The 12,841-nt window shown below is 65.3% G+C and carries 10 protein-coding genes; 8 read left to right on the forward strand and 2 right to left on the reverse strand.

Translation table 11 applies throughout. The features are described from left to right. The first annotated feature begins 98 nt into the window (after positions 1 to 98). A complete protein-coding gene (locus C7435_RS08075; protein ID WP_075189046.1) occupies positions 99 to 1,229 on the forward strand; it encodes a PA0069 family radical SAM protein in 1,131 nt (376 codons plus the stop codon). Positions 1,230 to 1,232: 3 nt separating this feature from the next. On the opposite strand, the gene C7435_RS08080 is transcribed toward C7435_RS08075, so the two are convergent. Beyond that, positions 1,233 to 3,665 (reverse strand): bifunctional diguanylate cyclase/phosphodiesterase, encoded by a 2,433-nt coding sequence (locus tag C7435_RS08080; protein WP_170150396.1) that lies wholly within the window; start codon positions 3,663 to 3,665, stop codon positions 1,233 to 1,235. Positions 3,666 to 3,687: 22 nt separating this feature from the next. On the opposite strand from C7435_RS08080, the gene rnhB reads away from it, so the two are divergent. The 3 genes from rnhB to C7435_RS08095 all read left to right on the forward strand — a co-directional run bounded on the left by rnhB (position 3,688) and on the right by C7435_RS08095 (position 5,982). Continuing rightward, the gene (gene rnhB / locus C7435_RS08085; protein ID WP_121210743.1) at positions 3,688 to 4,344 is read left to right on the forward strand and encodes a ribonuclease HII; all 657 of its coding nucleotides are present in this window, start codon (positions 3,688 to 3,690) and stop codon (positions 4,342 to 4,344) included. 77 nt (positions 4,345 to 4,421) lie between these two features. Continuing rightward, positions 4,422 to 5,501: a site-specific DNA-methyltransferase gene (locus C7435_RS08090; RefSeq protein ID WP_075189048.1), complete on the forward strand. Its 1,080-nt coding sequence runs from the start codon at positions 4,422 to 4,424 to the stop codon at positions 5,499 to 5,501. 10 nt (positions 5,502 to 5,511) lie between these two features. Beyond that, positions 5,512 to 5,982, forward strand: coding sequence for a response regulator (locus tag C7435_RS08095; RefSeq protein ID WP_075189049.1), 471 nt, complete (start codon positions 5,512 to 5,514; stop codon positions 5,980 to 5,982). On the opposite strand, the gene mutY is transcribed toward C7435_RS08095, so the two are convergent. Further along, a complete protein-coding gene (gene mutY / locus C7435_RS08100; protein ID WP_075189050.1) occupies positions 5,979 to 7,046 on the reverse strand; it encodes an A/G-specific adenine glycosylase in 1,068 nt (355 codons plus the stop codon). The two genes, C7435_RS08095 and mutY, sit on opposite strands and share 4 nt — an antisense overlap. Before the next feature lie 47 nt (positions 7,047 to 7,093). Between mutY and C7435_RS08105 the strand changes: the two genes are divergently transcribed. The 4 genes from C7435_RS08105 (at position 7,094) to smc (ending at position 12,752) form a co-directional block, all read left to right on the forward strand. Continuing rightward, positions 7,094 to 7,633 (forward strand): DciA family protein, encoded by a 540-nt coding sequence (locus C7435_RS08105; protein ID WP_170150397.1) that lies wholly within the window; start codon positions 7,094 to 7,096, stop codon positions 7,631 to 7,633. 22 nt (positions 7,634 to 7,655) lie between these two features. After that, a complete protein-coding gene (locus C7435_RS08110) occupies positions 7,656 to 8,441 on the forward strand; it encodes a thioredoxin domain-containing protein (protein WP_121210745.1) in 786 nt (261 codons plus the stop codon). Between the two features lie 6 nt (positions 8,442 to 8,447). Further along, the gene (locus C7435_RS08115) at positions 8,448 to 9,209 is read left to right on the forward strand and encodes a thioredoxin domain-containing protein (RefSeq protein ID WP_075189053.1); all 762 of its coding nucleotides are present in this window, start codon (positions 8,448 to 8,450) and stop codon (positions 9,207 to 9,209) included. A gap of 96 nt (positions 9,210 to 9,305) precedes the next feature. Beyond that, entirely contained in the window at positions 9,306 to 12,752 is a 3,447-nt protein-coding gene (gene smc, locus C7435_RS08120; RefSeq protein WP_121210747.1) for a chromosome segregation protein SMC, read from the forward strand. Positions 12,753 to 12,841 lie beyond the last annotated feature (89 nt).

A 12,841-nucleotide genomic window follows, 5' to 3' on the forward strand; every position in this document is an offset into this window, starting at 1 on the left:
ATCGGCACCGCCCGGATGATCGCCACCTCAATCCGGGTCACCGATGTCGGTCTGAAATCTGTTCTTGATTTGTTCCATTTTTGAGTCATGATGCGGACATGACCGAGCGCCCTGGTGGCTACGCCCTTAATGCCCCTCAGGAGGCCTCCCTGCTCCACCGCCCCGGAGCGAGAGGTCGGGGCGCTCGGTCAAACATTACGGGCCGCTATGAAAGCGAGACCCGGGAAGCCTTCGACGATGGCTGGACCGAAGCGGACGGCCAAGCGCCCAAGCTCGGCATGACAGTGCTGAGGGATGCGTCGAAGTCCATCATCTCGACCAATAAATCGCCGGACATATCCTTCGACCAGTCGATCAATCCCTATCGTGGCTGCGAACATGGCTGCATCTATTGCTATGCCCGGCCCAGTCACGCCTATTGGGGCTATTCGCCCGGCCTCGACTTCGAAAGCGTGATTTTCGCCAAGCCCGACGGGCCGAAGCTGCTCGAAGCCCATTTCAACAAGCCCGGCTATCAACCCAAACCGATCATGATCGGCGCCAATACCGATGCCTGGCAGCCGCTGGAGCGCGAGCGTCAGCATACGCGCGACATCCTGAAAATCTGCGCCCGCTACAAGCATCCGATCAGCGTCATCACCAAATCGGCGCTGATCCGGCGCGATCTCGACATATTGGGACCCATGGCGGCCGACGGGCTGGTCAAGGCGGCGATTTCCATCACCACGCTCGACCGTCGCCTGACACGCGACATGGAGCCCCGGGCGGCGGCGCCGCACCGGCGCCTGGAAACCATCTCGGCCCTCAAGGCCGCTGGCATCCCGGTCACCGTGATGATGGCGCCGATCATCCCTGCCCTCACCGATCACGAGATCGAACCGCTGCTGCAGGCGGCGGCGGAGGCCGGCGCCGACAATGCCGCCTATGTCCTGCTCAGACTGCCGCTGGAGATCCGCGACCTGTTCCGCGAATGGCTGGCGGACAAACGCCCCGACTCCGCCGGCCGGGTCATGTCACTGATCCGGCAGATGCGCGGCGGCAAGGATTATGATGCAGCGTGGGCGACACGGGGTCGCGGCACCGGCCCCTACGCCCAGCTGATTGCCAGTCGCTTCCGCAGTGCCATCAAGCGTTTCAAGCTGGACGCACCGCGGACTGCCCTGGACATGAACCGCTTCGAACGCCCGCTCGGTTCGGCTGAACAGCCCGGACTGTTTGATGAAAAATGACGGTCAGCCGGCCCGGTATTGGCGCAGCGGCTTTGCCGACCCCACAAGGGTCGCGATCTCCGCCCGGACCGCTTTGGACGCCTCGTCGAAACCGGCAATCTGGCCACGCGTCAACGGTCGCGACAGGAGATAGCCCTGCAGCACCAGGTCGGGCTGGAATCCGAGCGCGCCCAACTCGTCGAACTCCTCGATGCCCTCGACCACGACATTGATGTTCAGCTCGCGCGCCAGGTCGATCGTGGCCCGCACAATGATCTGGGCTTCGGGATCATTCTGCAGACCGGTCATGAAGGAGCGGTCGATCTTGATCTTGTCGAAGGGGAAGGCGCGCAGATAGCTCAGTGAGGAATAGCCGGTACCGAAATCATCAATTGCCAGCCCGACACCGAGATCCTTGAGTCCGCGCAGCACTTTCAGGGCGCGGGCCTCATCGTCAATCAGCACGCCTTCAGTGATCTCGATCTCGAGCCGCTGCGGGGCCAGGCCGGACTTGGCCAGGGCGCGCTGAACCGAATAGACTAGATTGCCCTGTTTGAACTGGGCCGGGCTGACATTGACCGCGATCCGGCGCTCGTCAGGCCAGTTGACCGCTTCGCGACAGGCCGTTTCCAGCACCCATTCACCCATTTTCAGGATCAGGCCGGTTTCCTCGGCGATCTGCACGAATTCCGACGGCGGGACATTGCCGCGACGCTCGTCATGCCAGCGCACCAACGCCTCAAACCCGGACACCCGGCCATCGCCGAGCCGGACCTGGGGCTGGAAATTGAGGGTCAGCAGGTCGTCATCAATGGCCAGGGCGAGGTCCGCCTCCAGCATGCGCCGTTCCTGCATCATCAGGCCGAGCTTGGGATCAAAGTCACACACCTGGTTCCGGCCCTGCCCCTTGGCGCGATAGAGAGCCAGGTCGGCCTGGTTCATGAGCCTGTCGGGGTCCTCGCCGTCCATCGGGAACATCGTCACACCCCCCGACGCCGAGACCTTGAGATGCAATTGTCCGATGGTCAGCGGTGAGCCGACATTGTTGACCACGCGCTGGGCGGTCAGCAGCACGTCCTCGCGATTTTCGACATCCGGCAGGACGACAGCGAATTCATCGCCGCTCAACCGGGCCGCAACTGCATTGCGTGGCAGGGCGTCAAGCAGGCGTTCCGAGACCGCTACAAGCAAGCGGTCACCGACGGCGTGACCGTGCACATCATTGACTTCCTTGAAGCGGTCGAGATCGAAGAACATCAGGGCGACCTGGGTATCATCGTCCCAGGCATTGCGAAGTTCGGCTTCAAAAGCCTCGCGGAATTTCAACCGGTTCGGCAAGCCGGTCAGCGTATCATGGTGGGCCAGATGGACCATGCGCGCCCGCGCCCGCTCTTCCGAGGACACATCCCGGAAGGCGAAAATGCGGGCGGTCAGCCCGTCAAAATCCATCTCGCGTGCCCGCACCTGTACCGTGATCGGGGCACCGTCCCGGCAGCGCAGGCGGCATGTCATCGGGTCGGTCTCGCGGACATTCTGCAAGACTTCGATGGCTTCGGCATCCAGGGCCAGCTTGGCCACCGGCATGCCGACAAGGTCTCCGCGCTCGAGCTTGAGCATCTCGCAGAAACGCCCGTTCATGTCATGCATCAAACCGTCGCGAACGACGGCGATACCCTCAAACGTGGCTTCCGCAAGGGCCCGGATGCGGTGACCTTCCGCAGCCCGGCGCAGGCCGAGATGCTGGTCGATCGCAGCCGCGGCGAGGCCGATGCTGACGACAAACACCGCGCCGAGGGCAATGGTGATCGCAAGCAGTTTCGGCGACAGACCGCCATCCTGTGCCGACACGCTGAAATCAGGCACCAATTCCATCGCCGACATCGACAGGAAGTGCAGGCTGACCACGCCGCCGACCAGCAGGGCAGCGCCGCCAAACAGGCCACGGCGGCTGGTGCCGCCCGTCGCAACCGCACCCGCCGCAGCGGCGAACTGGACGCCCAGGGCCAGCGCGGCGATCACCAGTCCGGCATCCCAGACCACGCTCGCACCGACACGCATGGCGGCAACGCCCACGAAATGCATCGCCGCGACACCGCCGCCGACCAGACCGCCGCCAATCGCCGACGCGTAGCGATAGTCCGAACGGACCGCGAAGGCCCAGCCGCAAGAGGAGATGATGACAGCGAGCAAAAAGGACGTGACTGTTTCGAACAGGCCGAACGACACGGGAATCGCGCTTTCATAGGCGAGCATGGACACAAAATGCGTGCCCCATATCCCGGTCCCGGTGACAAATCCGGCAAACAGGAGCCAAGCAGGCTGACGCGCTGCTTCCGCGGCCTTGGCGCGGCGCACGATCGATACCGCAGCCAGCGCAGAAAGCGCGCACAGCAAAGCGGCCACGGCGACGAGACCCAGATCGTGTTCGACCGTCAAACAGTAGTATACGCGATACACCAAATGCCCCAGAGGAACTGCCTTGAACGCGACCGTCCCACAAAAAGGCAATCATAGCCTTAACGCCGCTGCCCGGCGTTCAAGCCCGCGGATTGCCGGCGTTGATGAGGCCGGCCGTGGCCCGCTCGCAGGTCCCGTCGTGGCGGCCGCCGTCATCCTCGATCCGGCGCGACCGATCAACGGGTTGGGGGATTCCAAAGCCTTGTCCGAGCCGCGTCGCCTGGCCTTGTACGCGCTGATCCGCGAGCGGGCATGGGTTGGGGTCGGCATTGCCGAACCGGCGGAGATCGACCGGCTCAACATTCTCCACGCAACGATGGCGGCGATGGCGCGGGCCGTCGAGCGCCTGGCCGTCAGCCCGGCCCTTGTTCGTGTCGACGGCAACCGCGTCCCGCCCGGACTTCCCTGCCCCGCCGAGGCGATCATCAAGGGCGACGCCACCGACGCCAGCATCGGGGCCGCCTCAATCATCGCCAAGACCATCCGCGACGCGTTGATGACCAACGCCGCACAACGGTTTCCCGGCTACGGACTTGCCGGCCACAAGGGCTATCCCAGCCCCGCCCATCGCGCGGCGCTCAACGAGCTTGGCGCGACGCCGATCCATCGCCGATCCTATGCACCGGTCCGCGCGGCGCTTGAATCCCGGTTTTCCACCGATGCGAATCGCTGTGGATAACTTGATTCAGGGTTAACGGCCCGTTAGCCCTAAGAGCCGAAAAACTTGCTTCTGTAGCGGGAGTGGAGTGGCGCGTGATGGCCAACACAAAGATCGACCAGATCCTTGAGGGTGAATGCGTGGAAGTGATGAAATCACTTCCCGACGAAAGTGTTGACCTGGTTTTCGCCGACCCGCCCTACAATCTCCAACTCGGTGGCGACCTGCACCGGCCCGACAATTCCAAGGTGTCCGCGGTCGATAATGACTGGGACCAGATCGGCGGCTTTGACGAGTACGACCTGTTCACCTGGAAATGGATGGAAGAAGCGCGCCGCGTCCTGAAGCCAAACGGCGGCATCTGGGTCATCGGCAGCTATCACAATATTTTCCGGGTCGGCGGTATTCTCCAGGATGCCGGCTTCTGGGTGCTCAACGACATCATCTGGCGCAAGTCCAATCCGATGCCGAACTTCAAGGGCACGCGCTTTACCAATGCGCACGAGACCCTGATCTGGGCCGCCAAGACCAAGGATGCGCGCCCGACCTTCAACTATGCCGCCATGAAAGCACTCAATGACGGCGTGCAGATGCGCTCCGACTGGACGCTGCCGATCTGCACCGGCGGCGAGCGCCTGAAGGATGCCGACGGCAAGAAGGCGCATCCGACGCAAAAGCCCGAGGCCCTGCTTCACCGCGTCCTGCTGTCGACCACCAATCCCGGCGATGTCGTGCTCGACCCCTTCTTCGGCACCGGAACAACCGGCGCTGCGGCCAAGCGTCTGGGACGCCATTTCATCGGCATTGAACGCGACGCGGCCTATCTCGAGGTCGCCCGCAATCGCCTTGCCGCCATCACCCGCGCGACCGGCGATACGCTCGACGTCACCCAGTCCAAGCGCGCCCAGCCGCGCATTCCCTTCGGCGCCCTTGTCGAGCGCGGCATGCTGAAGCCCGGCGACACACTGTATTGCCCCAAGGGCCGGCATACCGCCCGGGTACGCGCCGACGGCACGCTGATCGCCGGCGACCGCGCTGGCTCGATCCACCAGGTCGGGGCCCAGATCCAGAGCGCGCCATCGTGCAATGGCTGGACCTATTGGCATATCCGCACCAAGCAGGGCCTGGCCCCGATTGACATCATGCGGGCAGAAATCCGGGCCACGCTCGAGAACTGAGCCGTCACAGATGCCCCATCCAGGCGACGCCTTTCCCGACCCAGACATACTGGCCGCTGATAGCCGGTTTGCCAGCCTGCACAATCTGCGCCTGCTCCTGGTTGAAGACAATCTGATCAATCGGGAGGTCGCCCGCGCCTTCCTCAAGCCGCTGCAGCTGGATATCCGCGAGGCGGAGACCGGTCTTCAGGCTCTCGAATGCCTGCAATCCGGTGCCTTCGACGCCATCCTGATGGATGTCCGCATGCCGGTGATGGACGGGCTGGACGCCACGCGCCGCATTCGTGCCAGCACAGCCGCCTGGCGTGACATTCCGGTCGTCGCCATGACCGGCAATGTGTCAGCCGCCGAAATCGACGAATGCCATGACGCCGGCATGGACACGCATCTTGCCAAACCCTTCCGGCCCGACGCCCTGTTTGCAGCCCTGCTGGAGGCCCGGCAACGCCGCCCCTATCCAGCCGCCGGGCACGGCAGCTAACCGCCCCGCATCATCAGGACCTTGCGCATCACACTCGGCAGGGCTTCCGCATCCAGGGCATCGACGTGGGCCCAGTAACCGCTGTCCGGCTCCCACGCCATGCCTGCCTCGCCCTCACGCACTTCGAGCCGCAATTCGAAATGGGTGAAGACGTGGCGGACCTCGCCGCGCGCGATCCAGTCGGCATCAAACGGGGGCTCGGCACCGACCCGGGTCTCAAGTCCGGCGCTCTCGATCCAGTCGGTCGAGGGAATCTCCGTCATCCCGCCCAGCAACCCGCTCTCGGCCCGCCGACGCAACCAGATCCGCCCGCCACGACGGACCAGCCAGGCGGTGCCGCGACGCACGGGTTTGCGCTTTTTCGGCGGCTTGACCGGATAGCGTTCCATATCGCCGGCGGTGGCAGCGGCGCAGGCAAAATTCCAGCAACAGGCGGCACAATCCGGGGCCCGCGGCGTGCACACCGTCGCCCCGAGATCCATGATCGCCTGGGCATAGTCGCCCGATCGCACCGGATCGGCGATGGCGGCGGCGCGCTTGCGGATTTCCGGCTTGGCTTTCGGCATCGCGGTCGCGACCCGGTACAGGCGGGTGATGACCCGCTCGACATTGCCGTCAACAACGCTGGCCGGCTTGCCAAACGCCGCCGCCAGGATCGCATTGGCCGTGTAGTCTCCAATACCCGGCAGAGCCCGCAAACCCTCCATCGTGTCGGGGAATTTGCCGCCATGCTTGGTCGCGACCTCGATGGCGCAGGCATGCAGGTTGCGGGCACGGGCGTAGTAGCCCAGCCCGGCCCACTCGCGCAGCACATCATCACGCGGTGCGGCAGCCAGGTCCTGCACGCGCGGCCAAAGGGCCAGGAAGCGGTGCCAATAGGGCGTCGCGTGCGGCACGGTGGTTTGCTGCAGCATGATTTCCGACAGCCAGATCGCATACGGGTCGGCCACAGCACCGGCGGCCCGGTCCTCCGGACGGATGCGCCAGGGCAGGCTGCGGCCTTCGCGGTCGTACCAGGCGAGCAGTTCGCGGCGGAGGCGGGCAATGGGAGATGTCTTGGACAAGGCAGGAGCCGGTTGCAGGCAGGACGGATCAAAGCGACACTGCGAGCATGATGCGCAAACCGCCCCCGTCAATGCTGGAACAGGCTGCCAGCGACTTCATTCGCAGTCGCCGCGGCCGTCCGGCCGCCAAGCCGCCGCCCTCGGCAGCGCGCGCGGCCGAACGGGTATTGCGCCCCCTCGCCCGCCAGTTCGGGGTCGGGGTCGAGCAATTGCGCGAACACTGGACCGAGATCGTCGGCGAACGCCTCGCCAAATGGAGTGAGCCGGAAACCATCCAGCGCGGCGGCGGCGGTGTCAGCACGCTGGTGATCCGCGCACGCGGTGCCGCCGCCGCGATCCTGCAGGCCGAAAGCCGCCGGATTCTCGAACGGGTCCGTACCTTTGCCGGTGATCGGGCACCGACCCGGCTGCGCATCCTGCAGGGCCAGGCCCGTCGTTCTGCGCCGGGCGCCAGCGATCAAGCGGTTGTGAAGCCGATGAATTCGGCGTCACAAGTGAGCGAGGGGGTGGAGCAAACACCCGAGGCGCGTCTATTGTCCGCGCTCAACCGGTTCGAAAATTCGGTCAAAACCCGTGAGGGATCGTGACCACTTGGCAAGGGGAGCCCAAATGAGCCTGACCCGACGACTTTTCTCCGCTGCGGCCATGACCGCTGTTCTGGCCCTGTCCGCCTGTGGCAACAGCGAGGCGCCGGTTGATGGCCAGTCGAGCTTCGAACGCGCCGGCGATCGCGGATTGGGCAGCGCGACGGCGCCGGTCACCATGATCGAATACGCCTCGGTCGCCTGCGGCCATTGCGCCACCTTCCACAATGAAGTCTGGCCGATGCTGGAAAGCGAATATATCGAGACCGGCAAGGTCCGTTTCGTCCTGCGCGAGATGATTACCGGCCCGGCGCAATTCGCCATTGCCGGCTTCTCGCTGGCCCATTGTGTGCCGGAAGAGCGCTATTACGACATGGTCGATTTGTTGTTCCAACAGCAGAACGCCATCTTCCAGGCCGCCCAGACCCAAGGCAGCGCGCGCAGCCAGTATCTCGCCATTGCCCGCTCCATGGGCATGAGCGAAGCCGATTTCACCCAATGCCTGTCCGACGAAACCATCACCCAGGACATTCTCGACGCCAATGATCGCGCTGGCGCCGAAGGTATTACGGGCACGCCGCGCTTCATCTTCAACGGCGAATTGCTCGATTCGCGCCGCGCCCCGGGCGAGAGCGCCTACACCTACTTCCTGGGCAATCGCCAACTCATCATCGACGGCGAGCCGGTGCCGAATTTCTCGGATGCCGAAACCTTCCGCCGCATTCTCGACCATCTTGTCGCCGAAAACTCCGGTGAGACGGCCATGGCCGAGGAAATGCCCGCCGAAACGTCCGAAGCCGGAGACGAGTAGTCCATCATGTCTGTCCTGCGTTTCCTGACCACCCTGTCAATTGTGGCCGCCGCGATTACGCTTCCATCCGGCGCCGCATCAGCACAACTGGCCGACGGCGCGGCCGCGTTGCGACCGACAGACCGAGTGCTCGGGGCGCCGGATGCGGATCTGGTGATCATCGAATATGCCTCCTTCGCCTGCCCGCATTGCGCCAGCTTCCAGACCGATATCTGGCCGATGGTCCGCTCGGAATTCGTGGATACGGGCCTGGTCCGCTATTCGGTGCGGCCGATGCTGACCTCGCCGCCACAGATCGCCGGCGCCGGTGTCATCCTCAGCGAATGCGTCCCGGAAGACCGCTATTTCGATGCCGTCGACCTGCTGTTCCACGAACAGGCGACCATTTTCCAGACCGCCCGCGATGGTGGCGATGTGCTGGCCGTCTATAACCGCATTGCCTCGGCGACCGGGACTTCACCCGAGGGCCTGCTGGCCTGCTTCCAGGACCCGGTCGCCAACGAGCATGTCAACGCCGTGGCAATGCAGGCCTCGGAAGACGGGATCACGTCAACGCCGAGCTTCATCATCGCCGGCGCACTGCTGGCGATCGGCCATCCGGGCGACGGCACAGCGGGGCACAATCATGCGGCGGCCGGCCCGACCGTATTCCTGCATGGCGGAGAACCGCTGCTGATCGATGGTGAGACGGTGCCAGGCCGTTTGGACGAAGACTCTTTCCGCCGAATCATTCTTCACTTCCTCGAAGGGTCCGATTCGGCTGACTAGACTGACCTTCACGCCAGCGCCGCAATTGGATGCCAAACTGATGCGAGCCAGGCAGTTGGCTGCCGGGCGGGGTATTTGCGGCGCAAGGGAGACCGGGTGAAGTTCACACAGCTGAGGCTGGCCGGATTCAAATCATTCGTCGATCCGACGGAATTACGGATTGATCCGGGCCTTACAGGCGTGATCGGACCCAACGGTTGCGGCAAGTCGAATCTGCTTGAAGCCCTGCGCTGGGTGATGGGCGCGACATCAGCCAAATCCCTGCGCGGCGACGGCATGGAGGACGTGATCTTCGCCGGCACCGATGCCCGCCCGTCGCGCAATTTCGCCGAAGTCGTGCTCACCGTCGACAATGCCGAAAAGCTTGCCCCCGCGCGGTTCAACGATGCAGACGTGCTCGATGTCACCCGCCGCATCACCCGCGGCGCCGGCTCGGCCTACAAGATCAATGGCGAGGAAGTCCGGGCCAAGGACGTCCAGCTCCTCTTCATGGATGCCGGCACCGGTGCCAATTCGCCGGCCCTCGTCCGCCAGGGCCAGATTTCCGAACTGATTGCGTCCAAACCGCAAAACCGCCGCCGCGTTCTGGAAGAGGCCGCCGGCGTGTCCGGCCTGCGCGCCCGCCGCCACGAGGCCGAGCTGCGCCTGAAAGGGGCCGAGACCAATCTCGACCGCCTGCAGGAAGTCGTCGACGAAATCACCGCCCGTCACGGATCGCTGCAACGGCAGGCGCGACAGGCCTCGCGCTATCGCAAACTGTCATCGTCGATCCGCGCGCTGGAAGCCGCCGTGTGGCTCAATCGCTGGCGCGACGCGGCCAGCGCCGTGGAAACCGCCGAAGCCGCCCTGACCGAAAAGCGCACCGCGACCGAAGATACCAGCCTCGCCGCCGCCGAAGCCCGCACCAAGGCCGAAGTCTTGGCCGCGTCGCGCGAACCGGCCCGCCAGGCCGAGGCGGAAGCCGCTGCCGCCCTGCGCCTACTGGAACGCGAACGCGACCGGCTGCAACGCGATGCAGAAGACGTCCAGCGGTCAATCCACGGGCTCGAACGCCGGCTCGATGATCTCGCCAACGGCGCAAGGCGCGAGACCGATATTCTCGAGGACGCCCGCACCAGCCGTGTCGAAGCCGAAGCGCAGATCGCCCGGCTCGACAGTGAGACGCAGGACGAGCAAGCGGCGCTGGACGCTGCCGAACTCGCATCAGGCGACGCCGAAACAGCGCGTCAGACGGCTGAGGAAGACCTCGACCGCCGCGCCTCCGAAGCCGCCGACAAACGCGCCTCGATCGACAGCGCCCACCGCGACCTGGCGCGCCACGAATCCCGTCTGGCCCAGATTGATCGCGAGATCGACGCGGCCCGCGCCGAATTCGACCGGGTCCGCAATTCCACTGCGCTCACCGAACTGGAAACCGCCGAAGGCGAAGCCGGCGCCACCGAAGCCGCCTTGCTCGCCGCCCGCGCGGCATTGGACAAGGCAGAGCGCGAACGCCAGGCCGCAGCCCAAGCACTGGAAGCCGCCGCCGACGCCTGGCGCGAAGCCGCTGCCCAGCGCGAAACGCTGGAGCGCGAAGCCAAGGCCCTGGAGCGCTTGCTCGCCGGCTCCCAGGCGGAGACCCTGTCACCCGCCATCGAAGCGGTACGGGCCCGGCCGGGCTATGAACACGCGCTTGCGGCGGCCCTGGGCGATGATCTCGAGGCCTCACTGGATGCGGCCGCGGCGCGCCACTGGGCGCAAACGACCTGCCATGCCGATAATTTGCCGGGGGGCTGCGTCCCCCTGTCCGACCATGTCCAGGCACCGCCGGCGCTCAAGGCACGGCTCGATGCGGTCGGTGTCATCAAGGCCGACAAGGCCTTGGAAGCCGCGGCCAAGTTGAAGCCCGGCCAACGCCTGGTCACCCGCGAGGGCGATCTGTGGCGCTGGGACGGGCTGGTGGCCCGCGCCGATGCGCCTTCCGCTGCGGTGGCCCGCCTGGAACAGAAAAACCGTCTCGATGCGATCCGCGCCGAACTCGACGCAACGCTGACCAGTCATGATCAGACCCGTGACGCCGAAGCGGCGGCCCGGGAACAGGCACGGCTGACGCGCGACGCCGAAGCCGAAGCCCGCACCGCGGTCGGACCGGCGGAACGGCGCTCGCGCGAGATCCTGGCGCGCATTTCCGACCTGCGCGAAAATGCCGCCAAGGACGCCGCCCGCGCGACCGCACTGGAAGAGCGTCTTGACCGGCTGACCGCGGAGCAGGCCGACAATCGCGCCGCCATCGACCAGGCCCGCGCCGTCCTTGTCGAAGCGGAGACCGCGGAAGGTGATACCGATGCCCTCGACACCGCCCGCGAAGCCGCCGACCTGGCCCGCAGTGCCGCCGCCGATGCCCGCGCGGCACTGGAAAGCCTCAAGCGCGAGCGCGAACAACGCCGACAGCGCCGCATGGGCTTCAAACGCGATCACGACGCCTGGGCCGAACGCTGCAAATCCGCCGAAGCGCGACTGGAAGAAATCGCCGCCCAACGCACCGAGGCCGAGGAACGCCTGGAGACCGCCCGCGCCCGCCCCGAGGTGATCGAGGACCAACTCTTCGAACTCGCCGGCAAGCTGCGCGCCGCCGAAGCCAAGGCTGAAGAGGCACGCCAGGCCGCATCGGCCAATGAGGGTGAGGTCAAACAGGCCGACAGCGCCGCCCGCCAGGCAGAAGCCGCCGCCTCGGCGGCTCGCGAAGGCCGCGCCGCGGCCGAGGCAACGCTGAACGCCGCCCGCGCGCGCTTGGCCGAGACCACGGAACGCCTGCAGGATGCCACCGGCGAGGCGCCCGGCACGCTGAGCACACGCTTCGACGAAGACGAAATGTCCGAACTGACTCCCGCCGAGCTGGAGCGACGGCTCGACGAGGCCCGCCAGTCACGCGAACGCTTGGGTGCGGTCAATCTGCGCGCCGATGATGAAGCCGAGGAACTCGCCGCCAAGATCGAGGAGATGACCCGCGAGCGCGATGACCTGGTTGAGGCGATCGCCCGGCTGCGCAAGGCGGTCGATGAACTGTCGCGCGAGGGGCGGATGCGGCTTCTGGAAGCCTTCGACATCGTCAACAACCACTTCCAGACCCTGTTCGAAACCCTGTTCGAAGGCGGCCATGCCGAACTGCGCCTGACCGAACATGATGATCCGCTGGAAGCCGGTCTGGAGATTTTCGCCTGCCCGCCCGGCAAGAAGCTGGACAATATGGCCCTGATGTCCGGCGGCGAGCAGGCACTGACCGCCTCGGCCCTGATCTTCGCGGTTTTCCTGTCCAATCCGGCACCGGTCTGTGTGCTGGACGAGGTCGATGCGCCGCTCGATGATGCCAATGTCGACCGTTATTGCCGCATGCTCAATGAAATGCGCCGCCTGACCGAGACCCGTTTCCTGGTCATCACCCATAATGCCCTGACCATGTCGCGCATGGACCGCTTGTATGGTGTGACGATGGCCGAACGCGGCGTTTCCCAGCTGGTCTCGGTTGACCTGGTGGGCGCCGAACAGCTAATCGCCGCAGAATAGCCTATACCGGCTTATTTTTCAGATACTTATATCAAGGCCACCCTTGCTTGACTTGCCGGGGGGCCGTGGATAGTGTGCGCGCGCCTGTG

Source organism: Maricaulis maris (assembly GCF_003634045.1).
GTDB classification, from domain to species: domain Bacteria; phylum Pseudomonadota; class Alphaproteobacteria; order Caulobacterales; family Maricaulaceae; genus Maricaulis; species Maricaulis maris.